The sequence below is a fragment of the Streptomyces marincola genome (genome assembly GCF_020410765.1).
GTDB lineage: Bacteria > Actinomycetota > Actinomycetes > Streptomycetales > Streptomycetaceae > Streptomyces > Streptomyces marincola.
Genome location: NZ_CP084541.1, coordinates 1 through 25,837 on the forward strand (window position 1 = coordinate 1; position 25,837 = coordinate 25,837).

23 protein-coding genes are annotated in these 25,837 nt (G+C 73.2%); 14 read left to right on the plus strand and 9 right to left on the minus strand.

Features of this window, described 5'->3' with window-relative positions:
• Positions 1 to 17 precede the first annotated feature (17 nt).
• The 6 genes from LC193_RS00005 (at position 18) to LC193_RS00030 (ending at position 6,605) form a co-directional block, all read left to right on the plus strand.
• The gene (locus LC193_RS00005) at positions 18 to 740 is read left to right on the plus strand and encodes an SDR family oxidoreductase (RefSeq protein WP_226078416.1); all 723 of its coding nucleotides are present in this window, start codon (positions 18 to 20) and stop codon (positions 738 to 740) included.
• The gene (locus LC193_RS00010; RefSeq protein ID WP_226069911.1) at positions 737 to 1,216 is read left to right on the plus strand and encodes a nuclear transport factor 2 family protein; all 480 of its coding nucleotides are present in this window, start codon (positions 737 to 739) and stop codon (positions 1,214 to 1,216) included. The genes LC193_RS00005 and LC193_RS00010 overlap by 4 nt, the downstream gene beginning before the upstream one ends.
• Before the next feature lie 187 nt (positions 1,217 to 1,403).
• Complete coding sequence (locus LC193_RS00015; protein WP_226069913.1) at positions 1,404 to 2,837, plus strand: glycoside hydrolase family 16 protein; 1,434 nt, start codon at positions 1,404 to 1,406, stop codon at positions 2,835 to 2,837.
• Between the two features lie 154 nt (positions 2,838 to 2,991).
• Entirely contained in the window at positions 2,992 to 3,438 is a 447-nt protein-coding gene (locus tag LC193_RS00020) for a cupin domain-containing protein (protein WP_226069915.1), read from the plus strand.
• 119 nt (positions 3,439 to 3,557) lie between these two features.
• Positions 3,558 to 5,216 carry a catalase gene (locus LC193_RS00025; protein ID WP_226069917.1) on the plus strand — a complete coding sequence of 553 codons (1,659 nt, stop codon included), beginning with the start codon at positions 3,558 to 3,560 and terminating at the stop codon, positions 5,214 to 5,216.
• A gap of 255 nt (positions 5,217 to 5,471) precedes the next feature.
• Positions 5,472 to 6,605, plus strand: coding sequence for a hypothetical protein (locus LC193_RS00030; RefSeq protein WP_226069919.1), 1,134 nt, complete (start codon positions 5,472 to 5,474; stop codon positions 6,603 to 6,605).
• A gap of 40 nt (positions 6,606 to 6,645) precedes the next feature.
• Here LC193_RS00030 and LC193_RS00035 read toward each other — a convergent pair whose 3' ends face one another.
• Together LC193_RS00035 and LC193_RS00040 are read right to left on the minus strand one after the other, a co-directional pair.
• A complete protein-coding gene (locus LC193_RS00035; protein ID WP_226069921.1) occupies positions 6,646 to 7,992 on the minus strand; it encodes a cytochrome P450 in 1,347 nt (448 codons plus the stop codon).
• 333 nt (positions 7,993 to 8,325) lie between these two features.
• Positions 8,326 to 9,210 carry an NAD(P)-dependent oxidoreductase gene (locus LC193_RS00040; protein ID WP_226069923.1) on the minus strand — a complete coding sequence of 295 codons (885 nt, stop codon included), beginning with the start codon at positions 9,208 to 9,210 and terminating at the stop codon, positions 8,326 to 8,328.
• Between the two features lie 441 nt (positions 9,211 to 9,651).
• On the opposite strand from LC193_RS00040, the gene LC193_RS00045 reads away from it, so the two are divergent.
• A complete protein-coding gene (locus tag LC193_RS00045; RefSeq protein WP_226069925.1) occupies positions 9,652 to 10,482 on the plus strand; it encodes an alpha/beta fold hydrolase in 831 nt (276 codons plus the stop codon).
• A gap of 48 nt (positions 10,483 to 10,530) precedes the next feature.
• Here the strand turns inward: LC193_RS00045 and LC193_RS00050 are convergent, their stop codons facing one another.
• The 3 genes from LC193_RS00050 to LC193_RS00060 form a co-directional block, all read right to left on the minus strand.
• Positions 10,531 to 13,743: an amidohydrolase family protein gene (locus LC193_RS00050; RefSeq protein ID WP_226069927.1), complete on the minus strand. Its 3,213-nt coding sequence runs from the start codon at positions 13,741 to 13,743 to the stop codon at positions 10,531 to 10,533.
• 64 nt (positions 13,744 to 13,807) lie between these two features.
• Positions 13,808 to 14,380 carry an SET domain-containing protein gene (locus LC193_RS00055; protein ID WP_226069929.1) on the minus strand — a complete coding sequence of 191 codons (573 nt, stop codon included), beginning with the start codon at positions 14,378 to 14,380 and terminating at the stop codon, positions 13,808 to 13,810.
• 60 nt (positions 14,381 to 14,440) lie between these two features.
• On the minus strand, positions 14,441 to 14,929 hold the full coding sequence (locus tag LC193_RS00060) for a GNAT family N-acetyltransferase (protein ID WP_226069931.1): 489 nt from the start codon (positions 14,927 to 14,929) through the stop codon (positions 14,441 to 14,443).
• A 250-nt stretch (positions 14,930 to 15,179) separates the two neighbouring features.
• Between LC193_RS00060 and LC193_RS00065 the strand changes: the two genes are divergently transcribed.
• Positions 15,180 to 15,728 carry a DinB family protein gene (locus tag LC193_RS00065; RefSeq protein WP_226069933.1) on the plus strand — a complete coding sequence of 183 codons (549 nt, stop codon included), beginning with the start codon at positions 15,180 to 15,182 and terminating at the stop codon, positions 15,726 to 15,728.
• A gap of 293 nt (positions 15,729 to 16,021) precedes the next feature.
• A complete protein-coding gene (locus LC193_RS00070; protein ID WP_226069935.1) occupies positions 16,022 to 16,276 on the plus strand; it encodes a hypothetical protein in 255 nt (84 codons plus the stop codon).
• Positions 16,277 to 16,386: 110 nt separating this feature from the next.
• Here the strand turns inward: LC193_RS00070 and LC193_RS00075 are convergent, their stop codons facing one another.
• From LC193_RS00075 to LC193_RS00085, 3 genes are read right to left on the minus strand one after another with little or no spacing between them, the layout of a single operon-like run.
• The gene (locus LC193_RS00075) at positions 16,387 to 17,340 is read right to left on the minus strand and encodes a cytochrome c oxidase assembly protein (protein ID WP_226069937.1); all 954 of its coding nucleotides are present in this window, start codon (positions 17,338 to 17,340) and stop codon (positions 16,387 to 16,389) included.
• Positions 17,341 to 17,368: 28 nt separating this feature from the next.
• On the minus strand, positions 17,369 to 18,097 hold the full coding sequence (locus tag LC193_RS00080) for a type 1 glutamine amidotransferase (RefSeq protein ID WP_226069939.1): 729 nt from the start codon (positions 18,095 to 18,097) through the stop codon (positions 17,369 to 17,371).
• Between the two features lie 26 nt (positions 18,098 to 18,123).
• Positions 18,124 to 19,365 carry a Mur ligase family protein gene (locus LC193_RS00085; protein ID WP_226069942.1) on the minus strand — a complete coding sequence of 414 codons (1,242 nt, stop codon included), beginning with the start codon at positions 19,363 to 19,365 and terminating at the stop codon, positions 18,124 to 18,126.
• Between the two features lie 238 nt (positions 19,366 to 19,603).
• Here LC193_RS00085 and LC193_RS00090 point away from each other — a divergent pair, with 238 nt between their 5' ends.
• Together LC193_RS00090 and LC193_RS00095 are read left to right on the plus strand one after the other, a co-directional pair.
• On the plus strand, positions 19,604 to 19,798 hold the full coding sequence (locus tag LC193_RS00090) for a hypothetical protein (protein WP_086161889.1): 195 nt from the start codon (positions 19,604 to 19,606) through the stop codon (positions 19,796 to 19,798).
• Positions 19,799 to 19,806: 8 nt separating this feature from the next.
• Positions 19,807 to 21,237, plus strand: coding sequence for a hypothetical protein (locus tag LC193_RS00095; protein WP_226069944.1), 1,431 nt, complete (start codon positions 19,807 to 19,809; stop codon positions 21,235 to 21,237).
• Positions 21,238 to 21,816: 579 nt separating this feature from the next.
• Here the strand turns inward: LC193_RS00095 and LC193_RS00100 are convergent.
• Positions 21,817 to 23,019, minus strand: coding sequence for an ROK family protein (locus LC193_RS00100; protein ID WP_226069946.1), 1,203 nt, complete (start codon positions 23,017 to 23,019; stop codon positions 21,817 to 21,819).
• A 17-nt stretch (positions 23,020 to 23,036) separates the two neighbouring features.
• Here LC193_RS00100 and LC193_RS00105 point away from each other — a divergent pair, with 17 nt between their 5' ends.
• Genes LC193_RS00105 through LC193_RS00115 form a run of 3 tightly spaced genes read left to right on the plus strand, consistent with a single transcriptional unit; the run spans position 23,037 to position 25,664 of the window.
• On the plus strand, positions 23,037 to 24,341 hold the full coding sequence (locus tag LC193_RS00105; protein ID WP_404819320.1) for an MFS transporter: 1,305 nt from the start codon (positions 23,037 to 23,039) through the stop codon (positions 24,339 to 24,341).
• A gap of 34 nt (positions 24,342 to 24,375) precedes the next feature.
• Positions 24,376 to 25,119, plus strand: a complete 744-nt coding sequence (locus LC193_RS00110) for a maleylpyruvate isomerase family mycothiol-dependent enzyme (RefSeq protein ID WP_226069959.1) — start codon at positions 24,376 to 24,378, stop codon at positions 25,117 to 25,119.
• A 44-nt stretch (positions 25,120 to 25,163) separates the two neighbouring features.
• Complete coding sequence (locus LC193_RS00115) at positions 25,164 to 25,664, plus strand: DUF4442 domain-containing protein (RefSeq protein ID WP_226069963.1); 501 nt, start codon at positions 25,164 to 25,166, stop codon at positions 25,662 to 25,664.
• Positions 25,665 to 25,837: the final 173 nt, after the last annotated feature.

Here is a 25,837-nt window from a genome sequence, read left to right on the forward strand (position 1 = left end):
TGACATTCACGAGCGACATCAAGAACGTTCTGATAACGGGCGCCAGCAGCGGGATCGGTGAGGCGACGGCCCGGCGTCTCGCGGCTGACGGCCACCGGGTCTTCCTCGGTGCCCGGCGTGGAGAGCGTCTGGAGCGGCTGGCGGAGGAGATCCGTGCGGCGGGCGGGCAGGTCGGGTACCGGCGTCTGGATGTCACGGACGCCGCCGACATGCGTGCCTTTGTGGCTGCGGCGTCGGCCGGGGGCCACCGGGTCGACGTGCTGGTGAACAACGCCGGGGTGATGCCGCTGTCGCCCATGGAGGCGCTGTTGACCGAGGAGTGGGATCGCATGATCGACGTCAATGTGCGCGGGGTGCTGCATGGGATCGCCGCTGTGCTGCCGCGTATGCGGCGGCAGGGGGGTGGGCATCTGGTCAACGTCGCCTCGATCGGGGCCCACGAGGTCGTGCCGACAGCCGCCGTGTACTGCGCGACGAAGTTCGCGGTGCGCGCGATCTCCGAGGGGTTGCGCCAGGAGTCGGCGGGCGATATCCGTGTCACGCTGGTGTCTCCTGGGGTGACCGAGTCGGAGCTGGCGGACAGCATTACCGATCAGAACGCGCGGGAGGCCATGCTCGCCTACCGCGCGGTGGCGCTGCCGGCGTCCGCGATCGCTGATGCCATCGCCTACGCTGTCGCCCAGCCTGCGGAGGTCGATGTCAACGAGATCATCGTTCGCCCGGCTGCGGGGGCCCAGTGAACGCCGCCGCGACGGCCGCGCTTTTGGACCGGGTGCGCGCGTTGGAGGACGAGCGGGACCTGCGGGCGTTGCTGGTCCGGGGCTGGCGCGCGTTGGATCTCAGGGACTGGGACACCTGGATCGAGAACTGGGCGCCGGACGCGGTCCTGGAGTTCGGGCCGTGGCAGGAGGTGCGTGGCAGGGACGCCATTCGCCGCACTGTGATGGAGGCGGAGGCCGGGTATGCCTTCATGCAGCATCACATTCTGAATGTGGCTTTCGATGTGCGCGGCGACCGGGCCGGTGGCATCGGTTACATGTGGTTTGTCGCCGTTCCTGAACCCGGTATGCGCACCTCGCCCTACGCAATGGGCGGTCCGTACGATTGGGAGTTCGTCCGGACGGAGGCCGGCTGGCGTCTGGCCCGTCAGCGTCTCGGCGTCTGGTGGGAGACGGGTGAGGACTCCACGGGTGCTTTCGCGGGTGGTTCGGGCTGAGGTGCCCGGCCGGGTGGGGCTGCCGTCGGCGGGCGGCGGCCTGGCCCGGTGTTCGGGGTGCTGCGGTGGGGATTGACGTGGTGGGTGCCTGGGGCTACAAATCCGGTGAGAGCGCTCTCATTCCGGTGCGGCGCGTCGTGCGCCGGGCCGTTCCCGCACCTTTTCGTCGGCAGGAAGGCGCTCATTCATGTCCGGATCCGCGGCTTTGCGGAGAGTTACGCCGCTTGCCACCGCGTTTGTCGTGCTGCTTGGTCTGGTTGCCGCGCTGCTCGCGGCGCCGCCCGCACGTGGCGCGGTGCCGTCTCTTCCCGGTTGGACACTTCAGTGGAGCGATGATTTCACCGGTCCGTCGGGTTCGCTGCCCTCGTCCGCCAACTGGCAGATCGATATTGGTCGTTCGTATCCGGGCGGGCCGGATGCCTGGGGCACGGGCGAGGTGCAGACGTACACCGATTCTCCGGCCAATCTCAGCCTTGATGGTACGGGTAATCTGCGCATCACCCCGTTGCGCGACGCCGCGGGCAACTGGACGTCGGGCCGTATCGAGACCCGCCGGGCGGATTTCAAGGCGCCGGCGGGCGGGGTGCTGCGGATGGAGAGCCGCCTCCAGGTGCCGAACGTAACCGGTGCCGCCGCCCTGGGCTACTGGCCGGCGTTCTGGGCGCTGGGGTCGCCGTACCGCGGCAATTACTGGAACTGGCCGGGCATCGGCGAGTTCGACGTGATGGAGAACGTCAATGGCATCAACTCGGTGTGGGGCGTGCTGCATTGCGGTACGGCGCCCGGCGGGCCCTGCAACGAGAGCAACGGGCTGGGGGCCAGCCGCCCGTGTCCGGGCAGCACGTGCCAGTCCGCGTTCCACACGTACAGCTTCGAGTGGGACCGCTCGGTGTCGCCCAACCAGCTCCGCTGGTACGTCGACGGGCAGCTCTACCACAGCGTGGCGCAGAATCAGCTCGATGCCACCACGTGGGCCAACATGACGGAGCATGCGGGGTACTTCATTCTGCTCAACGTGGCCATGGGCGGCGCTTTTCCCGACGGGGTCGCGGGGCATGCCACTCCGACGGCGTCCACGGTGCCGGGCCGTCCCATGCTGGTCGACTACGTCGCGGTGTGGACGCGCGGCGGCGGTGGCACCGAGCCGGGGCCGGGTGCACCGTTGTATCTGCGTGAGGGCGGCGTGCTGGGCGCGGCGGGTGGCGCGGGGTCGTCCGTGTCCGTGGCGTCCGCGGGCGGTGCGAATTACGACGGTGTGCCGCATCAGCCGCAGACGTTCACGGCGTCGAATGTCACCGGTGCTTGGAATGGTGGCGCCACTGCTTTTGATCTTTTCGTGGATGCGGGCACCGCGATCGCCAATGGGCAGCAGGTGCGCGTTTCCTACGACAGGACCGGGGACGGCAGTTGGGAACGTGTCGAGACGTACACGTATTTCGCGACCGACCCGGTCCCCGGCTGGGAGCACTACACCCAGGCGCGGGGGCTGCGTTCGGCCACTGGTAGTCACGGTGATCTGGCGGGTGGCCGGGTCAGGGTCGAGGTGTGGAACGCGATCGGTGGCGCGTCCTCGCTCCTGGGGACAGGGAACCGGTCTTTCGTCCGCATCCCCTACGAGTGATCACTGGTCTGCCCGGCCGTTCCGCCCTCGCGGGGCGGCCGGGCGGGCGTGGGGCGTACTGTCGCGCGGGGTCCGCGGCCGGTAGGAATGACCCGGCGGTGCCGCGTCGGCGGTCCCGTCCTTCTCGTTCGTTCACTGAAGGAGGCGTTGCGCCATGCGCGGATATCGGCGTGCCCTGGTTCGCGGCGGTCTGATCGCGGCGGCTGTCGCCGCCCTGTCTCTGCCGGGCGGCAGCGCGCACGCGACGCCGCCGGGGCCGGGGGTCACGGGCACCGTGATCGCGCAGCGGACCGTGGGGGGTACGGACTACATTCTCCGTGAGCTGACCATTCCGCCTGGGCAGGCCACCGGGTGGCACTATCACGATGGTCCCGTGCGGGGTTACATCGCGCGGGGCACCCTCAGTCATTACGACGCGACGTGCGCGTCGGACGGGGTGTACCCGGCCGGGAGTGCCATTGAGGAGGGCCACGGGCCCGATGCGGTGCACTTCGGCCGCAACGAGGGGTCGGAGCCGCTCGTTCTGTACGCGTTGTACGTGCTGCCGCATGGTGCTCCGCTGGCCAATGACGCGCCCAATCCGGGGTGCGACTTCGAGTAGTGCTGCTTCCGCCATCGGAGGGGCGCTGGGGCGCAGCTCCGGTGGCGGGGTCGCCGCGGGTGCGGTAGCCATGGGAGGGGGGGAACGTCCGCGCGTGTGGTGAGGCGAGGAGCCGCAGCATGACAGATGTGTCCAGCAAGGGACCGGAGCCGAGTGACGAGCGGAAGGTGCTGACCAACCGGCAGGGCCATCCGGTGTACGACAACCAGAATCAGCGGACGGTGGGGGCTCGGGGCCCGGCGACGCTGGAGAACTACCAGTTCCTGGAGAAGATCAGTCATTTCGACCGGGAGCGGGTGCCCGAGCGGGTGGTGCATGCGCGGGGGGTCACGGCCTACGGGTACTTCGAGTCCTACGGCGCCTGGGGTGAGGAGCCCATCGACCGTTTCACCCGGGCGAAGCTGTTCCAGGGGCGCGGCAAGCGGACCGAGGTCGCCGTGCGCTTTTCGACGGTCATCGGCGGGCGGGACTCGGCCGAGACGGCGCGGGATCCGCGGGGTTTCGCGGTGAAGTTCTATACCGAGGAGGGGAACTGGGATCTGGTCGGCAACAATCTCGCGGTGTTCTTCATTCGCGACGCGATCAAGTTTCCCGACGTGATTCACTCTTTGAAGCCCGATCCTGTCTCGCATGAACAGAAGCCGGGCCGGATCTTCGATTTCATGTCGCAGACTCCCGAGAGCATGCACATGCTGGTCAATCTGTTCAGTCCGCGGGGGATTCCTGCGGACTACCGGCACATGCAGGGTTTTGGTGTGAACACGTACAAGTGGGTCAATGGGCGGGGCGAGACGAAGCTCGTCAAGTACCACTGGATGCCCAAGCAGGGCGTGCGTTCCATGACGGAGGAGGACGCGGCGGCCATTCAGGCGGGTGAGCTGGGGCATGCGACGAAGGACCTGTACGGGGCGATCCGCCGGGGCGATCACCCCGAGTGGGAGCTGCTCGTGCAGATGATGGATGACCACGAGCACCCGGAGCTGGCTTTCGATCCGCTCGACGACACCAAGGTGTGGCCGGAGCAGGAGTTCCCGCCCCACCCTGTGGGCCGCATGGTCCTGGATCGGACGGTGTCGAATTACTTCGCGGAGAACGAGCAGATCGCGTTCGGCACGGGTGTGCTCGTGGACGGGCTGGACTTCTCCGACGACAAGATGCTGGTCGGGCGCACGTTCTCCTACAGCGACACCCAGCGCTACCGTGTGGGCGCGAACTATCTCCAGCTGCCGGTGAACGCGGCGAAGGGCGCTCCGGTGCGCACGAATCAGCGTGACGGCCAGATGGCGGTCGGGGTGGATGATTCGGGCGAGAATCCGGAGGTCAACTATGAGCCTTCCCTTCTGGGCGGTCTCCGGGAGGCCACGTACAGCACGACCGACGACGAGGGGCCCGAGATCCGCGGACGGGTGACCCGCAAGCGGATCCCCCGGACGAATGACTATCAGCAGGCGGGTCAGCGTTATCTGCTGATGGAGGAGTGGGAGCGGGACGACCTGGTGCACAACATGGTGTCGTTGCTCTCCCAGTGCGAGCGGGCGGTGCAGGAGCGGATGGTGTGGCACTTCCTGCTGGTTGAGAACGACCTCGGGTTGCGGGTCGGTGAGGGGCTCGGTATTACGCCGGATGATGTGCGTGGCTTGGCGCCCTTGGCTTCCCAGACTCTCACGGAGGAGGACGAGCGGCGGCTGGCGAGGCTGGGGGACAATCCGCCGCGCGACGTGGAGGGGCTCACGATGACGCATTGCGTCCCGAACGAGCGGCATGTGGTCACGCGCTGAGCCGGAGGGTGCTGCGGGCCCGGCAAGGGCCGGTCGCCGGGTGCCTTCCTTCTCCGGTCGGGTGCCCGGCGCCCCCGTGTCCCGTGCCGTGTGGTCGGTGGCGTCGTGCGGGGTGCGGCCGGGGCGGGGCGGGGGGCGCGTGGTTCTGTGCTCGGTCGGGGCTTTTCCTCGGCGGGGTGGGGGATTCGGGGTGCCGGGGGGCGCGTGTGCGGGGCTGGGGCGCCCGGTGGGCCGCGGGCCGGTTACCGTGCGGGCATGGGGATCAACAGGGGTGAGCTGTCGGAGGACTTGGCGCCCGCGGGGTATGCGCTGCTGCTCGCGGCGGCACCGGCCCGTGGGGCTCTGGTGGATGTGGAGGGCGTGCTGCCTGCGCTGGCCGCTGTTCCGCCGGGTGTTCTGACGGGAGCGAGGACGGGAAGCGTGGTGCAGTTGGAGTATCCGCTGGACCCGCATGTGGTGCTGGCGGCGCTGCGGACGGCGGCGCGGCATCCGGGGCCGGTGCTGGTGGTCGTCGTCGGGCAGGTGATGCTCGACAGGAGGCGGACGCCGCATCTGGCGCTGGCGCGCAGCACGCCGCGGACCGTGCGCTATGACGGCATGCCGTGGTCGTGGCTCGCGGCCGAACTCGCGGGGCGGCCGGGTGGCTCGACGACGGTGATCGCGGACCTGGTGGCGGACGGCGCGGTGTGGGAGCAGCCGGGCTGTCTTGGCGGAGGGGTCGCGGGTCTGGGGGTGTTGGGCGCGCTCGCTCCGCCGCCGCGGCGTCGGCAGTCGGTACGGCCCAGGTACGCGCGGGTGCTCGCGGCGGTGTTGCGTTCTGTGGCGGCGCGCCCGCCGGTTGAGGAGGTGCACCGGGCGGTCCTGGGGCATCCGGATGTGGTGGGCGCGCCGTTTTTGGACCTGGGTGCGCCTGCCGGGGTGCCGGCTGCGCCGGTTGAGTCGGCGGGCGCGGACCCGCACGGGCCGGTGCGCGCGGCGGCGAGGGCGGGGCGTTTCGCGGAGGCGGCGGCGTTGGCCGCGGCGTGCGAGCAGGCCGCGTTGCGGGCGGGTGGGCCGCGGTCGCCCGAGGCGGTGCACTGGCTGGAGGTGCAGGCCGACATCGCCTGGCTGGCCGGGCAGCCGCAGCGGGCCACGGCCGGGTGGATCCGGGTGGCGGCGGCGCGGCTGGCCGCCGGGGAGGCCGCGGACTCCGCTGACGTGGTGCGGGCGGTGGATCAGGCTCATCACTGCTGGTTGCGGGTTGTGGACGTGTCCGCCGCGCGGCTGCTCGCCGACGAGTTGGAGCCGTTGCGCCGCGCGGTGCCCGGGGGTCGCCCGGGGGCGCTTCGGGCGTTGCACGAGCGGCTCGCCGCGCTGTCCGCCGACCCGCCCGGCGCCTCTGCGGGCTGAGGTGGCGGCTTCGGGCCGGGCGGGGGTGCGCGGGGGTGTGCTACGCGGTGACGCGGGCGCGCGGTGCGAGGCGCATCCGCAGGCCGTGCGGGACCAGCAGGGTGCGGACGACGGGTTTGAACGGCTCGTCCGTGACCGGCCTGAGGGTCCAGCGGGCGGAGATCGTGGCGAGGGAGAGGATCGCGGTGTTGAGCGCGAAGCGGTCGGCGATGCACTTGCGGGCTCCGGCGCCGAATGGGAAGTAGGCCTCCCGTTCGGCTTTGGTGTGCAGCCAGCGGTCGGGGTCGAAGCCGTCCACGTTCTTGTAGATGTCGGGACGCCGGTGGATGAGGTAGGGGCTCCAGACCATCTGGGTGCCGGCGGGCAGGTGGTAGCCGCCGAGTTCGGTGTCGTGGGCGACGATGCGGCTGCCGAGCCATGCGGGGGCGTAGAGGCGCAGGGTCTCGGTGATGACGCGTTCGGTCAGCGGGAGGCGGGGCAGGTGGTCGTGGGTGGCGGGGCCGTCTCCGACGACTTCGTCGACTTCGGCTTGGAGCCGCTGTTCGATGTGGGGGTGCCTGCTGACCTGGTAGAGGGCCCAGGCGAGGGTGGCCGCGGTGGTTTCGGCGCCGGCGAAGAAGAAGGTCAGGACTTGTTCGGTGATTTCGCGGTCGCTCAGGCCGCGGCTGCCGGCTTCGCTGTCGGGGTCCTGGGCGCTCATGAGTGAGGACAGCAGGTCGCCGTGGTCGGTGGTGTCCTGGCGGCGGGCTGCGATGATCTGGCCGACGGTGTGGAACAGGCGTTTGCGGGCCCGGAAGTAGCGCCGGTTGACGGGGGTGGGCAGGCGGTTGATCAGTGGCGGCATGATGATGCGCCAGAAGACGCTGCGGGAGAGGGCGACGAAGTCGTCCGCGACGTCCTGGGCGACTCGGGGCAGGGCGGTGGCGAACATCGACTCGACGTTGACGCGCAGGGCCATGGCCGCGGCCTCGGCGCTGAGGTCGATGGTCTGGCCGTCCTGCCAGGTGGTGGTCATGGCGTCGCAGGCCGAGGACATGACGGTGGCGTAGGCGGGCATGCGGCTGCGGTGGAACGCGGGCTGGCACAGCCGGCGCTGGCGGCGGTGTTCGCTGTGGGGGCAGGTGCCGAGTCCGCCGCCGACGGATTCCCTGGCGCGGTCGAAGACGGGGCCGCCCATGTCGTAGGTGCGGTCGTCGAGGAGGACTTGGCGGGCGAGTTCGGGGTCGCAGACCATGACCACGGAGAGCGGCCCCATGCGCATGGTCACGAGGCTTCCGTGGTCGGGCAGGGAGGACATGAAGCCCAGCGGGTCGCGGAGGAGGGGCAAGGCGTGCCCGAGGAAGGGAATCGACTTGTCCGCCAGTGGGATTGCCGCGCCAGTGCCCATACTGCTCCTTGTCCGCCGGGGTCGCGCCCGGTCGGCGGACCCTGCGCACGAGTCTGGCCGTGCGAGCCTCCGTGCCATAACCCCAGGCGCCTGCGCGGACGCGTGGGAACCGCCGCCGGTTCGCGGGCCGGTCGCGCGTTTCGGGGAGTCAATCCCGTGTGGGTGCGTGGATGTGGAGCTCGGGCGCCGTTTCCTTGCCCCTTGGGACCGCCGGAGTGCGCCCGGCGGCCGGGAGGCGCACGTGAACGCGGCGGGCGCCGGAGGCCGTTGGCCTTCCGGTGCCCGCCGCGTCCCGGCCGGTGGCCGGTGTGAGGGCCCGCGGGGTGCGGGGGGTCAGGTTCCCGGGGGCGCCGCCAGGAGGGTTTCGAAGAGCGCGGACATGCCCTGTTCCCCCTTGCCCTCGGTGATGCCCCGTTCCATCAGGGCCCTGAGGTGTTCGAGCCGTGTGGTGTCGATGCCGCGGGTGCGCCGCAGTTCGATGACGGTGTCCGTGAACGCCGCCTGTTCGGCGACGCCGCCGTAGGCGGCGGGGTCGTGGTCGCCGGTGTCGACCTGCTGGGCGATCAACGGCAGCAGGTGGGGGATCTCCCCGAAGGTACGGGCCGCGGCCGGGGCGAAGTCGCGGGCCGGCACTCCCTCGTGCCGCATGAGGGCCAGGACGTGCAGGTAGCCGGTCCACACCTCGAAGAAGAGACTCATCATCGCCAGCTCGAACAGCGGCGCGAGTCCGGGGTCGGCGCCGACGTACCGGGCGGCCTTGCCCAGGGCGTGGAGCGTGTCTTCGTGCCGGTCGTACGCCTCCCGCTGCCCCGAGTACATGATGTGGGTCTCGGGGCGGCCGATGGTGCGGTAATCGGCCATGGCGGGGGCGGCCAGGTAGTCGGCGCCGTACGACGTGGCCAGCGCGGCGGCGGCGCGGGCCTGCTCGGGGGTGCTGGTGGTGACGTTGACCAGGGTGCGCCCCCGGAGCGCCGGAGCGGCGTCGGTGAGGACCGCGCGGGCCGCGTCGTCGTCGGTGACGCACAGGATGACGAGGGGTGCCGCGGCGGCAGCGGCGGCCGGGGTGTCCGCGGCGACCGCGCCCGCGGCGACCAGGGGGCGGGTCCTCTCCGGGGTGCGGTTCCACACGGTGGTGGGGTGGCCGGCTCCGACGAGCGCCCGGGCCATGGCGCCGCCCATGCGTCCGGCTCCGAGGACCGCGACTGGGGGGGCGCTCACGCGGCGTCGCCCGTGCCGGTGCGGCGGGCCGCGGTGCGGGCGGTGGGGGGCGCGGGGGCGCGCCGGGCGCGGTGTGCGGTGGGTGTGCGGGGCGTGAGTCGCATCCCTGTTCTCCTTAGGTGGGCCGTGGAGTGGATGACGGTCACCCCTCCACCACCCACAGCATCTGTCTCGGTGCTTGCGGTCACCAGAGCGTGAAGAACGTTGTTTGGCGCCGGTGTTGCGCATCGCGCGCCGTGTGGAGCCGGGTGCGCGCGGAGGTGTGTGGGCGGGCCTCTCCCCCGCCCGGCCCGCGCGTCCGGTGGTGCCGGCGGCGGGCGTGCCGGTGTGGGGACACGCCGCACCGGTCCGCACGCCACCGTGGGTGAATTGTCACGGAAAATGCATATGGTGCTGTTTGCACTTCTTCACTGCTCGACAGTTGCCGACCGGAGGCTTCTCATGGGTTTCGTCACCACCCGCGACGGCGCGGTGATCTTCTACAAGGACTGGGGAGGCGACGGCCCGCCCGTGGTCTTCAGCCACGGCTGGCCGCTCAACGCCGACGTCTGGGACGACCAGATGGACGTGGTGGCGGAAAACGGCTTCCGCGGTATCGCGCACGATCGCCGCGGGCACGGGCGTTCGGCCCAGACGTGGTACGGCAACGACATGGACACCTACGCCGACGACCTGGCCCAGGTGATGGAAGCCCTCGACCTGCGCGACGTGACCCTCGTCGGCCACTCGACCGGTGGCGGCGAGGTGGCGCGGTACATCGGCCGCCACGGCACCTCGCGCGTCGCCAAGGCCGTCCTGCTCGCGTCCGTGCCGCCGCTGATGCTCAAGACGCCCGCGAATCCGGACGGCACCCCGATCGACGTGTTCGACTCGATCCGCGAAGGGGTCCGCGCGGAGCGGTCGCAGTTCTGGCGGGACCTGAGCGAGACGTTCTTCGGCGCGAACCGGCCCGGCAACAAGGTCACCCAGGGGAACAAGGACGCCTTCTGGCTGATGGGCATGCAGCTGGGCATCAAGGGCGCGCTCGACTGCGTGCGGGCCTTCTCGGAGACGGACTTCACCGAGGACCTGAAGAAGTTCGACATTCCCGCACTCGTCATCCACGGGGACGACGACCAGATCGTCCCGATCGACGCGGCGGGCCGCAGGTCGGCCGAGATCATCCCGGACGCGACGTTGAAGGTGTACCAGGGGGCGCCGCACGGGCTGGCCAGCGTGCCGGGCTTCAAGGAGCAGTTCAACGCGGACCTGCTCGCGTTCCTCAGGAGCTGACCGCCGGGGCCGCGTGTGCCGTCGTGCGGCGGCACACGCGGGGCGCGGTCATGGCACGCAGCAGCCGTCGCGGCGCATGCGCTCCGCCACCTCGTGCCAGTGCTCGGGGCCGGCCGTGCCGGGGAGCGCCGGGCCGGTGCCCGCCCTCCCGCCCTCCTCGGTGAACGCGCGCACCAGGTCGTCCCGGTGGTGGACGTGTCCGCCGCGCACCGCCGTCACCGTGCGCGTCAGGGAGGCGAAGTCGGTGAACGGGTCGCCGTCCACGACGGTCAGGTCGGCGAGTTTGCCCGGTTCCAGGGTGCCGAGGTCGGCGTCGGCCCCGAACACGCGGGCCGGGATCGCGGTGGCCGTGCGCAGCGCCGCGGCCGGGGTGAGACCGGCGCGGTGGAGGGCGCGCAGGCCGAGGTGGAGGTGCAGGCCGACGGGGACGAGCGGCTGGTCGGTGCCGAGGGCGACCAGTGCGCCGCGCTCCAGGATCCGGCGGTAGACGGCTGTTTCCGTGTCCAGGGTGGCCAGTTCGCCCGCGGTCGGCGGCCGGCCCGCCCGCTCGCGGACGAGATCGGTGTCCCACGCGGGCATCAGGGCGGTGACCCGCGGGTCGTCGGCGAGGCCGGGGTCGGCGCCGAGGAGCGGCAGGGCGGTGAACGGCGTGGCGACGAGGTGGAAGTCGGTGGCCGTGTAGATCTCGGTCACGTCCTGCCCCACCCGGCCGGTGGCGGAGGTCGCGGTGCCTGATTCCCGGCGGTTGGTGGCCTGGAGGTGGGTGGTCAGGTCCTGTCCGGACTGGACGCCCGGGGAGCAGAAGTGGCTGCCGGCCCGGACCCCGAGGCGCTGGTGGGCGAAGTCCGCCGCCTCCCGCATGATCCAGTAGGGGGCGCGGACGTAGGTCTTCACGAAGTCCCAGTCGAGGTCGGCGGCCCGGGACAGGGAGCGGCGCAGTCCCTCGGGGGTGCGGTGGGCGCGGCCCATGCTGTAGGCGACCCGGGCGCCGTCGAGCAGTTCGCCGGTGGTCAGCAGCCGGGGGCCGACGAGTTCGCCGGCGGCGACGGCTTCGCGGATGCGGGCCTGCTCGTGTGCGAAGCCGCCCAGCGACACGTTCGTGGTGATGCCGTAGGCGAGCTGGAGGGCGGTCTGCCGGCCGCCGTAGGTCGACTGCCAGGGGTGCACGTGGGCGTCCCACAGGCCGGGCACGACGGTGCGGGCCGAGGCGTCGAGGTGGCGTTCCGCGCGGCGGCCGGCCCGGTGGCGTTCGACTGCGGCGACGCGGCCGTCGCGGACGATGATGTCGACGTCTCGCTCGACGTGCTCGCCCGTGCCGTCCCACAGGCGCCCGGCGTGCACGACGATGTCGGCGGCGCGGGGGCGTGTGTGGTGGAGCCGGACGGGGATGTCGACCGGATCGCCGCCTTCGGCGGCGATGAGCCGGAGGGAACCACCGGAGAGGTAGAGCAGGGTGCGGGAGTCCGCGGACCACGAGGGGTGGTCGGCGGCCTCGCGGGTGAGCCGGCGCGCCGGGCCGTCGGGGGTGCCGTCGGGCCGCACGGGCAGCAGCCACAGGGCGGATTCGGCGATCACCGCCATCCAGCGGCCGTCGGGCGACCAGACCGGTCCCGAGGCGTAGCGGTCGGACAGGGACGCGTGCGGTGCGATGGAGTGGAGCGCCGAGCCGCCGTCGCGGGTGTCGATGACGCGGATGAGGTGGTGGCCTTCGCGGAAGCGGTTGTTCAGGCGGTTGCGGTCGCACAGGGCGATGTGCCGGCCGTCCGGGGACCAGCTCGGGGGGCCGGGGAGCCCGCCGCCGGTGAGCGGTGGGGCCAGGACGCGTTCCTCGCCCGTGCCGAGGTCGCGCACGGTCAGGTCGCCGGCCATGGTGAGGGCGGCCAGGCGGTGTCCGTCCGGGGAGAGCGCGGGAAACACCCGGCCGCCGGTGGCCAGGACGGTCTCGCGGCCGGAGCGCAGGTCGCGGCGGCGTACGGTGAACGAGCCGTCCCTGTCGTCGGCGTAGATCAGCGAGCGGCCGTCCGGGGTCCAGGAGGGCGCGAGGAGGTAGCCGGTGGGCGGGGCCGCCAGCACACGCCTTGGTCGTTCGCGGCCGTGAACTGGGGCGGTCCAGAGCGAGTTGAGCGCGGCGAACGCGACGTGCCGGCCGTCCGGGGAGAGGGCGGGCTGGTGCAGGCCGCGGACGCGGTGGCGTCCGCCGTCGTCGAAGTCGTACCGCTTGTCGCGGTAGCGGGGGCGGGTGACGGGGAGGGCGGCGGTGAAGGGGATGGTGCGGGCGTCGTGCGGGGCGTCCGGGCGCAGGATCCGGAAGGTGCCGTCGACGGTGAGCAGCAGGGTGTCGTCGGTGGTCCAGCGCACGGGGGCGGGGTGGACGTCGCCGGGGATCGGGACGGGCGCGCCGTCGACCACGAGCGTGCAGGACGCGCTGGGCGCCGGGGTGGTGCGCAGGTAGGCAATGCGTCCCGCGGGCGAGACGGCGGGCGCCATGATCTGCCCTTCCGCCGGGTCGGTGTGCTCGGTGCCCACCGGGCCCGTGCCGTCGGCGCGCACGGAGGCGATGGTGCGGGCGCGGAGTTCGCCGGGGGCGGTGGCGGGGGCGCGGACGAAGAGGACGCGCTGCCCGTCGGGGGACCAGGCCGGGTCGAAGTCCTCCCAGTCGCCGCTTTGGTAGGGGCCCTCCTGGCCCGGGTTGCCGGTGAGGCGGGTGAGGGCGCCGCTGCGGACATCGAGGGTCCAGACGCGGTAGGGCGCGCGGTCGGTGATGTCGCCGCCGCGTTCGGAGCAGAAGGCGATGCGGGTGCCGTCGGGTGACCAGCTCGGGGCCCGGTCGTCGAACGGTCCGTCCGTCAGGCGGCGCAGTCCGGTCCCGTCGGGGCGCACCGTCCAGATGTGGTGGACGCCGTCGTGGTAGGCGCTGAAGGCCAGCGCGGAGCCGTCGGGTGACCAGTGCGGGCGGGTCGGTTCGAGTTCGGGGTCGGTGAGCGCGGTCGCGGGACCGCCGTCGCGGGGGACGGACCACAGGACGCCCTGGATCTCGGCGACGATGCGGTCGCCGGCCGGGGCGAGCGCGGCCGCGCCGTTGGTCGCGGTGGTGAACGTGAGCGTCGTGGTGGTGCCGGCGGCGGGCCGGGTCGCGGCGGCGGCCGGTCCTGCGAGGGCCACGGCCCCGGCCGTCGCCGCGGCCTGGAGGAACCCGCGGCGGGACAGTGCCGGCGGCAGGGAGGCGCGTGCACCGGCAGGTGCGGGGTGCGCGGGAGTCATGGCACGGCACCTTAAGGGGCGTGCGCGGGGCGCGTGGGACGCGAGCGCGGGGGCGCGGCTGCTGTCAGCCGTGCGGCGGCGGGCGGCCGTGGCTCGTTCGGCGCTCACGCGCGATCCGGTCGGCGTGTGCGGGGATCCAGTGGCCGCCGTACCGTCGCCGCAGTTCCGGGCGGCGCCAGTCCTCGTCGGTGATCACGCCGCGGCACAGCGGTCCTGAGCCGCACGCGCAGACCAGGCGGAATCCTGGTGCGGTGCTGACCGTGCCGTAGTCCAGGGTGACTTCGGCGCCCGCGGGAATGTCGCGGCGGGCGGTGAGGGTGTAGTCGCCGGCCCACCACAGGTTGGGGTCGCAGCTGTGGTTGCCGTAGTGGTTGGGGGCGCCCGGCGGCATGACCAGGTGGAGTGTTTCGGTCACCGAGATGGTGTCGATGTAGGCCGGGTCCGGCCGGGTGGCGGCCTCGGCGAACAGTCCGTGCAGTTCCGCCGTGGAGACCAGGCGCCCGCCGAGCCGGGAGACCGGGGTGCCGGCCGGTACCGGGGCCGAGGCGAACAGGCCGGTGCCGGCGATCGGTGACGGGCCGGGTGCCACGGCGGGGTGCAGCCAGCACTGGCGCGGCGGTGGGGGCGGGTGCTCCATCGGTGACACCCCATCATGGGGCGTCGGCGGAAGGGAAGGGCCGGGTGCCGGGAGGGTGGTTCAGCCGGTGGGCAGGGTGCGGGTGAAGCGGAGGCAGGGGCCGCGGTCGAGGGCGGCTTCGGCGGCGGGAACGAAGCCGGTGCGGGCCAGGACGGCGCGGGAGGCGGCGTTGTCCGGCGTGGTCGCGGCGCGCAGCGCGGTGAGACGGTAGGTGGCGGCGGCGAGGGCGCAGACCTGGCGGACGGCCGAGGTGGCGAGCCCCCGGTTCGCGGCCCGCTCGGCGATTCTGAAGTCGAGACCGGCCCGGCCGTCGGTCACGTCGAGCAGGTCGATCCTGCCGAGGATGTCGCCGCCGCTGCCGACCAGTACGTGGAAGTAGTGCCGTCCGGCCGCCTGTTCGGCGAGCTGGCGGTGGTGCCACTGGTCGAAGTCGGCGAACCAGTCGTCGCCGCGGTCGGGGAGCGACATGGCGAAGTAGGCCCGGTTCTCCCGCTCGAAGGCGAGGAGCGCGGGGCCGTGATCGTGCCGCAGGAGTTGGAGTTCCGGCATGGGTGGGACTTTACGGCGCACGGGAGCGGCGCGGCCCGGCGTCGGCGGCGGGCCCGGTGCCGGTGGGCGGACGGGGGCCGCGCCCGAGGCCGATGGCCCGGCGGTGGGGCGAACGGCCGTCGCCTGGGAGGGCGTTGCCTCACCCGTTCCGGGAGTGATCGCAGAGCGGTTGACGTGGGCCGTCCCGCGGCGGAGGCCGGGCGCCGGTAATGCGCTTGCCCGGCGCGGTGATCGGTGCCAGCGTCTCCCCATGACCACGCCCCGGGCCGATCTGCTGGCGCACCAGCTCGACATCATCTGGGCCCTGTTCGAGTATCACGTGCGGGAGCTCGACGACGCGGCCTGCCTGTGGGAGCCGTCGCCGAACAGCTGGACCGTCCGGCAGGACCTCTCGGGCCGGTGGGTGGCCGACTGGCGGGTTCCCGAGCCCGACCCGGTGCCGACCCCGACGGTGGGCTGGCTGACCTGGCACATCGGGTACTGGTGGACGACGACCGCGGGGCACTGCTTCGGGGCGGGCGCGCCGGAGCGCGAGGCCATCGCGTGGCCGGGCGGGGCGCAGGCCGCGACGCGGTGGCTGCGCGGCCTGAAGGACACGTGGCGCGCCGGGCTGCTCGCGCTCACCGACGAGGAGCTGGACTCGGCCGGGCGGACGGCGGGGCTGCCGTGGGGCGAGGGTCAGCCGCTGGGGAACGTGGCCGCGTGGGTCAATGTCGAGCTGGCGAAGAACGTCGCCGAGATCGGCTCGGTGCTCCTGTCACGCCGGGCGCACGGCGGGGCGTCAGCCACCTCGCCGTGAGCCGGCGGGGCCGGCGGACGCGATCTGAACCGTCGACGCCGTCGGGGCGTCGCGCCCGCCGGCGGGTGCCGTCGCGGCGCCCCGCCCGTTGCGGACGAGGCCGACAACACGCGGAATCCACATGATGCGATGGTCGGCTTCTCGCCTTGCTTCTCCGGCCCGAGCAAAAGACGGCACACCACCGCACGCATTCCGTCGCTCTTTGGAACCAATGCGCATGTCGGGCAGCGAAATGCGCGTCGCCATGGTGCAACTTGTGTGAAGTCCTGTTGTTCCGAATGGGAGAGGATGCTATGCGTCTCCGTTCAGCTCTGGCCGTCGCCGCGGTCACCGCGTCCCTGTTCAGCGCTGCTGGCATGGTCAGCACCGCCGCCGCCGATGTCGAGGTCGACTTCGGCTCCTCGTTCAACTCCAACATCCAGTTCCGTCCGGTGACGGTGTGCGCCTCGAACTTCGAGCTGCTCACCAAGAAGGTCCCGGTCAAGTCCGAGGCGGAGCAGGAAGCCCGGGACTGCATCAACGGTCCCGTCTTCACCAGCGAGGACTGAGGAAATCCCCCTCCACGGCCCGCTCGGCTTCGTGCCGGGCGGGCCGTCGTCGTGCCGGGAAGGCGTGCGCATCGCGCGGCGCGTGCCCGGCGCGCGTTCCTGGACCGGCCTCAGCCTCGGGTCTGGAGGGAGGCCAGGTAGGCGTTGTAGTCCGCCAGGTCGCGGTCGCCGTCCCGGTCGGCGACCCGGTCGAGCCGGCGCGCCCGCCGCTGCTCGGAGACGTACCACTGCACGACGAGGGCGACCAGCACGATCACGGTGGGGATCTCGCTGAAGGCCCAGGCGATGCCTCCGGCCGCCGACTGGTCCTCGACCGCGTCCACCGCGAGGGACGCGGGCGGATCCGCGAACGAATCCACCAGCGGCTCGGAGCCCATCATCAGGGCGATGCCGAAAAAGGCGTGGAACGGCATGGTCGCGAAGAGTTCCAGCATGCGCATGAGGTGTCCCGGGCGGTGCGGTCCCGGGTCGACTCCCATGACCGGCCAGAAGAACACCAGACCCACCGCGAGGAAGTGCAGCATCATCGCCACGTGCCCGACCCTGGTGTCCATCAGGAAATCGAACAGCGCCGTGAAGTAGAGGCCGTAAAGGCTGGCGATGAACATCGCGATGGTGAACACCGGATTGGTCACCACGCGCATCCAGCGGCTGTGCAGCACCGCGACCAGCACCTCGCGCGGTCCCCTGCGGCCCCGGCCCGCCGGCGGGAGGGCGCGGAGCGCCAGCGTGACGGGCGCGCCGAGGAGCAGCAGGATCGGCGAGATCATGCTGATGACCATGTGCTGCGTCATATGGGCGCTGAAGAGGACCATGCCGTAGTCGTTCAGCCCGGTGCAGGTGACCGCGAGGATCGACGCGATACCGAGGGTGAACGACACGGTGCGGGGCACGGACCAGGAGTCTCCGCGGCGGTGCAGCCGCAGGACTCCCCAGCCGTAGAGCGCCAGGACCGCCAGGGACCCGAGGAGGAAGACCTCGTCGACGCTGATCTCCAACGCGCGTCCGACGGTGAACGGCGGCAGGTCCATCGCCCCGCCGTGGCCGTCGTGTCCGCTGCCCATGCCCTGTGCTCCTTGCTTCGTGCGTTTCTCAGGCCGCTTGCGTCGCCGCGGCGATCCGCTCGGCGCGCAGCGCCTCGTACCAGCGGTCGTCGACCTGCGGAAGCGCGTTGACGTCCAGGGTCAGCTTCAGCAGCAGGTCGGCGATCTGCGGATTGCGGGCGAGGACCGGGCCGTGCATGTAGGTGCCGAAGACCGTGCCGGCCCAGGCGCCCTCGGTGCCGTCCCCCGTCCCGTTGCCGTTGCCCAGGCGCACGCGCGCCAGGGGGCGGGCGCCCGGGCCGACCTGGGTGACGCCCTGGTGGTTCTCGAACCCGGTCAGCTGCGGCAGGCGAAGCGTTTCGTCGACGTCGGCGAGCACGTCACCGACGCAGCGCTCCCCGCCGCCGCGGACGCTGATGACGTCGAGCAGGCCGAGGCCCGGTTCGCGCTGCCCGAGGTCGTTGATGAACTCGTGCCCCAGGATCTGGTAGCCGGCGCAGACCGAGAAGACGATCGCGCCGTTGTCGACGGCGCGCTGGAGGCCGCCGTCCCGGCGCAGCCGCTCGGCCGCGAGCCGCTGCGGGCGGTCCTCGCCGCCGCCGATGAGGTAGATGTCGCCTGAGGTGGGGATGGCCTGGTCGGAGCGGACGTCGATGCGTTCCACGGCCAGGCCGCGCTGCTGGGCACGCCGTTCGACGACGAGGACGTTGCCCTGGTCGCCGTAGGTGCTCAGCAGGTCCGGGTAGACCCAGACGACGCGCAGACCTGAGGTGCTCATGGGTCGGTCCCTTTCTGGGGATCGGGTCAGTTGCCGACGATGCGGCGCATGTCCTGGAAGGCGGTGTAGTTGGCGATGGCCTCGATACGGCCCTGCGGCAGCATCTGCACCGCCTCGTCCAGGGTCTCGCAGACGCGGAACTGCACGCCGGCGACTTCCAGGCGCACCGCGAGGTCGAGTCGGCGGTCGCCGATGACCGCGATGGGGTGGCCGGCCAGGCGCCCGTAGTCGACGTCCCACAGCCAGGAGGTGTCCGTTCCGTCGGCGCCGCGCGCGTTGACGGAGAGGATGACCGGCGCGGGGGGCGGGTCGATGAGGGAGAAGGTCTCAAGCCAGCCGGCCGGGTTCTTGGCCAGGAGGAGCCGGATGTCGCGGCCCTGGTGCTGCACCACGTCGTAGCGGCCGGCGACGGCGGCGACGGACTGCATCCGTTCGAGTGCGACCTGGGGGTGGATGCCGAAGGCGGCGGCCACCGCGGCGGCGGTGGCGGCGTTCGCCTTGTTGGCCCTGCCCGGCAGCTGGAGGCGGATCGGCCAGGGGGTGCCGTGCGGATCGACGACGGTGTCACCGGAGAGGACCCAGCTGGGCGCGGGGCGGCCGAAGCCGCACTCGCCGCACTGCCAGTGGACGGCGTCGGGGCGGTGGAGCACGCCGCCGCAGGCGGGGCACGACCAGGCGTCGTCCTTCCACTCCTGGCCGACGGCGGCCCAGATGACGTCGGGGCTTGAGGAGGCGGCCCAGACGACCAGCGGGTCGTCGGCGTTGGCGATGATCGTCGCCTTGCTGCCCTGGAGCCCTTCGCGCCAGCGCTCGGCGAGCATGCGGGTCTCCGCCGCGCGGTCCAGCTGGTCGCGGGAGAGGTTCAGCAGGGCGATGGCCCGGGGAGTGACGTCCCTGGCGACGCCCGCGAGGTACTTCTCGTCGACCTCAAGGACGCCGAAGCGCGCGGTGGCTCCGGCGGAGAGGGCGGAGGTGATACCGGCCGGCATGTTGGCGCCGAGGGCGTTGGAGACCACTTCGCCGCCGGCGCGGAGCGCCTCGGCGATCAGTCGCGTGGTGGTGGTCTTGCCGTTGGTGGCCGAGACGAGCACCACTTCGAGGTGCCCCGCGAGACGGGACAGCAGCTCCGGGTCCACCTTGAGGGCCACCCGTCCGCCGATCACCGACCCGCTGCCGCGGCCCGCCGCACGGGACACGGCCGCAGCCGCCTTGCCCGCCGTCACCGCCAGCCTGGCTCGCGCCGACAGTGGCTGCGCGCTCTCTGCCATCGTCCTTGTTCCTCCTCGCCCTTGGCCGGGGACCAGCCTATCGACCTCCCGGGCGGGTCCCGCACCGCACCGGCTCTCGGGCCGCCGGGTCGCGGCGCCGGGGTGCCGGTGCGCCCCTGTCCTCCATATGCCTCGTCAGCGCAAAAATGATGCTTTGCGAGTTTTAGAGTGCTTGCGGGAACGCCGACCGACCGCTCGCACGTATCGCACATGCCTTTGACACGCATCGGGAGTCCTCATGGTCTTGTCCATCTCGGGGGTCGTCTTTCTCGGCATCATCGTGATGCTGTTCGCCCGCAAGGACGGGCTGAAGCTGTCGCATGCCGTGGTGTGCGCGCTGTTCGGGTTCTACCTGGCGGGGACGGCGATCGCGCCGAGCATCCAGGCCGGCGGCGCGAGCCTGGCCAACCTGCTGGGCGGAATCACGCTGTAGGGGGTGCGGTGTCTCCGTTCGCGATTGTGGTGCGCGGCCTCGGGCGGCTCGCGCGGTCGGTGTGGCGGTGGTGGCGCGGGCTGTCGCGCGAGCAGCGCGGGCCGGCGATGCTGCTCGGCGGTGCGGTGGGGCTGCTGCTGTGGCTGACGCCGTACGCGCTGTGGCTGACGTGCGGCGCGGTGCTGACCGCCGCGGCGTGGTCGGGGTGGGGCGGCGGGCCCGCCGCACGGGAGCGGCGGGCGGCGCGGGCGGCGGCGGAGGAGCGGCTCGCCGTGCTGTACGAGGCGCTGGTGCCGCACTTCTCCCTGCCGTCCGACCCGTCACCCGATCCGCTGTACGCGCACGGCGGGGTCTGGCAGCGCTGCTTCCCTTCGGTTACAGTGAGTGACGACGGGCGGATCTCGGGGCTCAGGCTGCGGTATCCGGCGTTCTTCCCGGACGGCGATCCCGAGTGCCGGGAGCGGGTGGAGCGGCTGCTCGCGGCGAAGGCGGGACGGGGCAGGGAGTTCCGGTTCCGGTGGGACGAGGAGGAAGGAGAGCTGGACATGGTGGCGGTGGAGCCGCTGCCGACGGGGATCGGGGCGCAGCGGTTCGTGGCCGCTTCGGGCGAGGTGGTGCTCGGGTTCACGGACGCGGGCGCGGTGGACCGGACGGTGCCGGTGCGGGGCGGGCCGGGGTGCGGGGAGCCGGTGGAGGCCGCGCCGGTGGTGTGGCGGGCGGGGCCGAGGACCGCGGAGCCGCACCTGCTCGCGGTGGGGGTGCCGGGGTCGGGGACGTCGTCGCTGTTGCGGTCGGTGGCGCTTCAGGCCCTTCAGGACGCCGATGTGCTCCTGGTGGACGGGTCGGGCGCCGGTGAGTTCTCCTGCTTCGCCGGCCGGTCGGGGGTGGTGTCGGTGGAGTCGTCGCCCTCCGGCGGGGTGGCGGCCCTGGAGTGGGCGGCGCGGGAGACCGAGCGGCGGCTGCTGGCGCCGTGCGACGGGGCGCGGGACGCGCGGGCCCTGTGGATCGTGGTGGACCGGCCCGCGCTGCTGGGGCACTTGGCGGCGGTGCAGGGGCTTCGGGACCCGCTCGAATCGCTGCGGGTGCCGTTGCGCTTCGGGCGGGCGGGCCGGGTGACGGTGGCGCTGGCGGAGCAGTTCGAGGGGCTGGCCGTGCTGGGAGCGGTGGCGGCCTGCGCGCGGGCCCGGGTGGTGCTGGGTGCGGCATCGGCCGAGCAGGTCGCGGGGGTGCTGGGGGCGGCGCCGCGGGTGGCTCCGGCGGGGGTGGTTCCGCCGGGCCGCGGGTTCGCGCGACTGGGTGCGGGGCCCGTGTACCGGTTGCAGGTGCCGGCGACGCCGGACCCGGGGGACGAGGCGGCGGACGAGGCGGCCCGGCGTGCGGTCCTCGCGTTGCTGCCGGGCTGGGTGGGCCGGGAGGGGTCCGTGGCGGGGCGGGAGTGACGCCGCCGGGCGGGTGCGGTGTCGGGGCGTGACGCGGCGGGGTGCGGCTGCCCGGCGGGGTGTGCGGGCATCGGCCCGGGTGGCGGCGGGTATGGCCGCTGGGCGTTCCCGGGCCGGGTGGCGGGGGCGGGGGCGGTGTCGGGGGTGGACACTCGGGGGCGGGCGCGGCGGCGGGGGCCGGGCGTTCGGGGGCGGGAGCGGCGGCGGGGGCCGGGCGCCGGAGGCGGACGTTCGCGGCCGGGCGTCGGAGGCGGGGGCGGTGTCGGGGCCGGGCGTCGGAGGCGGGGGCGGTGTCGGGGCCGGGCGTCGGAGGCGGGGGCGGTGTCGGGGCCGGGCGTTCGGGGGCGGGAGCGGCGGCGGAGGCGGGCGTTCGCGGCCGGGGGCGGGCGTTCGAGGGCGGGAGCGGCGAGGGCGGGGGCTGTGCCGGGTCGGCCAGGGCGGCGGGCGGTGGTGGGCGTCCGGGACAGCCGCAGGGCCGCTCCGTCGCCGCCTCGGGAGCGGACGGACGGCGGTCTTCCGCGGACCGGCGTCGGGGGTGCGGTTGCCGGTCCCTCGGCCGCGGGCGGTGGTGGGGCTCCGTCAGCGGGTGAGGGCGGCCAGGGGGTCGTCGAGGACGGGCTGCCAGGCCAGTTCGGCGGCGCCGACCAGGCTGGTGTGGTCGAGGGTGCAGGGCAGGATGGGGACGCTGCCGCTCCTGCCCCACAGGCTGCGTTCCTCGACGACGGCGCGGAGGCGGGCCGGGTCCGCCTCCAGGAGCCCGCGGTGGAGGCCGCCGAGGATGATGCGGTCCGGATTGAGGATGTTGACCAGGCCGGCCAGGCCGAGGCCGAGGCGGTCGATGACGGTGGCCACGGCGGCGCGCACCTCGGGGGTGCGGTCCGTGCGCAGCAGGTGCGTGGCCTGGTCGAGGAGCGAGCCCTCCGGGTCGGGGCTGCGGTGCGCGGCCTCGATCAGCGCGAGGGGGTCGGTCTCGACGTCGAGGCAGCCGCGGCTGCCGCAGTGGCAGGGGCGCCCCTGGGGGTCGACGGTGAGGTGACCGACTTCCAGGGCGAGGCCGGCGCTGCCGGTGTGGAGGCGGCCGTCGAGGACGAGTGCGCCGCCGACGCCCCGGTGCCCTGTGGCGACGCACAGCAGGTGCGCGGCGCCCTGGCCGGCGCCGTGGCGGTGTTCGGCCAGGGCGGTGAGGTTGATGTCGTTGCCGCAGAAGCCGGGGACGTCGAGGCCGGCTTCTGCGAGGCAGCGGTTGAAGATCTCGCGCACGGGGGCACCGACCGGCCAGGCGAGGTGGAGCGGGTTGAGGGCGGTGCCCTCGGGTTCGGCGACGGCGGAGGGCACGGCGAGGCCCGCGCCGACGCAGCGCCGCCCGCTGTCGCGCAGCAGCGCGGCGCCGGCGGCGACGACTTCGCCGATCGCGTGGGCGGGGTCGGCGTCGACGGTCACGCAGGCGGGTGCGGTGGCCGCGATGCGGCCACCGAGGCCCACGAGCGCTGCGCGGAATCCGTCCACGTGGACCTGGGCGGCCAGGGCGACAGGGCCGTCGTCGGCGATGGCCAGCCGGTGGGAGGGACGGCCGTGGCTGCCGGGGGACGCGCTCGGGCGGGAGTCGACCGTGATGAGGCCGAGGGTCTGGAGTTCGCCGGCGACGGCGCCCGCGGTGGCCCGGGTGACACCGAGTTCCGTGGTGAGGACGGCCCGGGTGGGGGCGCGGCCGGTGTGCACGAGTTCCAGTGCGGGGCCGAGCGCGTTGCGGCCTCTGTCGAGCCTGGTACGAGTGTGGGTCACGCCCCTATTCTGGCTTTGTGCCTCCAATAAACAAATTGCGGACGATCCTCTCCCCCGGCCGGCGCCCCGGTGGCGCGGGGAGACCGGCCGCCGACCCCGGACTGCGGCGGCTGCGGGCCGCGTTGACGGCGTTCTTCGCGCTGGACGGGTTGGTGTTCGCCGGGTGGGTCGTGCGCATTCCCGACATCAAGGAGCAGACGGGGGCCTCCGCGAGTGCGCTCGGTGTCGCGCTGCTCGGGGTGTCGGCCGGCGGCGTGGTGACGATGACGCTGACCGGACGGCTGTGCCAGCGCTTCGGCAATCACCCGGTGACGGTGGCGGCGGGCGTGGTGCTGGCGCTGAGCGTGGCGCTGCCCGCACATGCCGGTTCCGCGATGGCGCTGGGGGTCATGCTGCTGGTGTTCGGGACGGCCTTCGGCGCGGTCAACGTGGCGAGCAACAGCGCGGCGGTCGACCTCGTGGTGGCGCTGCGGCGGCCGGTGATGCCGAGTTTCCATGCGGCGTTCAGCCTGGGCGGCATGCTGGGCGCGGGGGCCGGCGGGCTGCTCGCGGGCCGGTTGAGCGCGGCGTGGCACCTGTCCCTGCTGGCCGGGGCGGGCCTGCTGATCGCCGTGGTCGCCGGGCGGGCGCTGTTGGCCGCGTCGCCTCCCGCGGCGGCGCGGGAGGCGGACGCGGAGGAACGGGCACGCGCCGAACGGCAAGGTCCGGGACTTCGAGGCGCGGGGGCGGACACGGGTGGGCGGGACGGGGCCGGGGGGCTGCTGGGCGGCCCGGTGCGGCGACTGGTGCTGCTGCTCGGCTTCATCGCGCTGTGCACCACCTACGGGGAGGGCGCGTTGGCGGACTGGAGCACCTTGCACCTGCGGGAGTCGCTTGAGGCGGGGCCCGGGCTCGCCGCGGCCGGATACGCGGTGTTCGCCCTGGCGATGACGATCGGACGGCTCACGGGCTCGGCGACGGTGGAGCGGCTTGGGCAGCAGCGGACTCTCGTGCTCGGCGGGGCGACCGCGGCCGTGGGCATGCTGGTCGCCTCGCTGGCGCCGACGGTGTGGCTGGCGTTGGCGGGCTTCGTCGTCACGGGCCTCGGGCTCGCCAACATCTTCCCGATCACGATCGGCCGGGCCGGGCAGCTCGCGGGTCCGCGCGGGGTGGCCGCGGCTTCGACACTCGGCTACGGCGGCATGCTCCTCGGGCCTGTGGTGATCGGGTTCCTCGCGGACTGGTTCGGCCTCGCCGCCGCCCTGACGACGGTGGCGATGCTGGCGGCGGTCGCGGCCGTGACGGCCTTCGTGCTGCGGGGCGCGTTGCAGGCGCGGGCCTGATGACGCGGCCCGGGGGCCCTGCCACAATCGGCCCGTGGAAACGAACCTGCTGCTCGGGCAGTTGAGGGCCGAGGGGGCGGCGCTCGCCGCCGCCGCGCTCCGGGCCGGGCCGGACGCCGCGGTGCCGACCTGCCCGGGCTGGCGCGTCCGCGACCTCGTGCTGCACACGGGGTCGGTGCACCGCTGGGCGGCCGAGTACCTGACGGCGGGGCACATGGAACGCCGCCCGCTGCCCGAGCACCGGGTGCCGGACGGGGAGTTGGGCGCCTGGTTCCGCGCGGGGCACGACGCGTTGCTCACGGCGTTCGCCTCGGCGCCGGAGGACCTGGAGTGCCTGACGTTTCTGGCGGGTTCGCCGTCGGCGCGGCATTTCTGGGCCAGGCGGCAGGCGCACGAGACGGCCGTGCACCGGATGGACGCGGAACGCGCGGCGGGGGTGCCCCTCTCCCCCGTCCCGGCCGCGTTCGCGGCCGACGGCGTCGACGAGTTGCTGACCGGGTTCCACAGCCGGTCGCGGAGCCGGCTGCGCCGCCCGGTGCCGGCGGTGCTCCGGGTGCGCGCGACGGACAGGCCGGGGGACGACTGGGTGGTGCGCGTTTCCGGCGGGGCGCCGCGCGGTGAGCGTGTCACGGGGGCCGTGGCGGCGGACTGCGAGTTCGCCGGCCCGGTCGAGGCGCTCTACCCGGTGCTGTGGAACCGGTCGGCGTGGGGCCCGGAGGTGAAGGTCACCGGTGACCGGTCGGTCGCCGCGCTGTGGGCCGAGGCGGGCGGCGTCTGACACCACCGGCTACCGGCCAGTAACGAGCGTGGTAACTTCGGGCCATGGCACGCTCGGTCAGGCCGAGAACGCTCGGCCGCCTCATGCGCTGGTGGCCTCCGTACCGCTTCGCGGGCATCAAGGTGCTGAGCATCGCGGACGACTGGGGGGCGGCGCGGGTCCGGTTGCGTCTCGGCCGGCTGAACCGCAACTGGTTCGGCACGCACTTCGGCGGTTCGCTCTACTCCATGTGCGACCCGTTCTGGGCGCTGCTGGTGCTGCACCGGCTCGGCAGCGGCTATGTCGTGTGGGACAAGGCGGCGGAGATCGAGTACGTCACGCCGGGGCGCGGCGACGTGTTCGCGGAGTTCGTGCTCGACGAGGAGCGCGTGGCCGCGATCAGGGCGGCGGCCGAGGGCGGTGCGAAGGTGCTGCCCTGGTTCGACTGCACCGTGGTCGCGGCGGACGGGACCGTGGTCGCGCGGGTCCGCAAGCAGTTGTACGTGCGGCGCAAGCGCGCGCCGGGTGCCGCCGGCCCCGCCCCTACCGCCGTGCCGGGCGCGTAGCCCGGCCCGCGCCGCGGCGCGGGCGCCGACGGGCACCGCGCGGCGGGCGGGCCGCCGGTTTTCCCGCGGCGGAGTGCGTGCGCGCTCCCGCGTCCGGTGACGAGCACCGGCGCGGGGAACGGCCCGCCCGCCGCGCCCCGGGCCACCGGTCGGCCCGGCCCCCGAGGGGGCCG

Coding starts and splice junctions, on each gene's coding strand:
- LC193_RS00080 (WP_226069939.1), bottom strand. CDS start 18,097: ATGAGCACCTCAGGTCTGCGCGTCGTCTGGGTCTACCCGGACCTGCTG.
- LC193_RS00025 (WP_226069917.1), top strand. CDS start 3,558: ATGACAGATGTGTCCAGCAAGGGACCGGAGCCGAGTGACGAGCGGAAG.
- LC193_RS00065 (WP_226069933.1), top strand. CDS start 15,180: ATGACCACGCCCCGGGCCGATCTGCTGGCGCACCAGCTCGACATCATC.
- LC193_RS00060 (WP_226069931.1), bottom strand. CDS start 14,929: ATGCCGGAACTCCAACTCCTGCGGCACGATCACGGCCCCGCGCTCCTC.
- LC193_RS00070 (WP_226069935.1), top strand. CDS start 16,022: ATGCGTCTCCGTTCAGCTCTGGCCGTCGCCGCGGTCACCGCGTCCCTG.
- LC193_RS00015 (WP_226069913.1), top strand. CDS start 1,404: ATGTCCGGATCCGCGGCTTTGCGGAGAGTTACGCCGCTTGCCACCGCG.
- LC193_RS00055 (WP_226069929.1), bottom strand. CDS start 14,380: ATGGAGCACCCGCCCCCACCGCCGCGCCAGTGCTGGCTGCACCCCGCC.
- LC193_RS00030 (WP_226069919.1), top strand. CDS start 5,472: ATGGGGATCAACAGGGGTGAGCTGTCGGAGGACTTGGCGCCCGCGGGG.
- LC193_RS00115 (WP_226069963.1), top strand. CDS start 25,164: ATGGCACGCTCGGTCAGGCCGAGAACGCTCGGCCGCCTCATGCGCTGG.
- LC193_RS00075 (WP_226069937.1), bottom strand. CDS start 17,340: ATGGGCAGCGGACACGACGGCCACGGCGGGGCGATGGACCTGCCGCCG.
- LC193_RS00045 (WP_226069925.1), top strand. CDS start 9,652: ATGGGTTTCGTCACCACCCGCGACGGCGCGGTGATCTTCTACAAGGAC.
- LC193_RS00090 (WP_086161889.1), top strand. CDS start 19,604: ATGGTCTTGTCCATCTCGGGGGTCGTCTTTCTCGGCATCATCGTGATG.
- LC193_RS00035 (WP_226069921.1), bottom strand. CDS start 7,992: ATGGGCACTGGCGCGGCAATCCCACTGGCGGACAAGTCGATTCCCTTC.
- LC193_RS00020 (WP_226069915.1), top strand. CDS start 2,992: ATGCGCGGATATCGGCGTGCCCTGGTTCGCGGCGGTCTGATCGCGGCG.
- LC193_RS00085 (WP_226069942.1), bottom strand. CDS start 19,365: ATGGCAGAGAGCGCGCAGCCACTGTCGGCGCGAGCCAGGCTGGCGGTG.
- LC193_RS00050 (WP_226069927.1), bottom strand. CDS start 13,743: ATGACTCCCGCGCACCCCGCACCTGCCGGTGCACGCGCCTCCCTGCCG.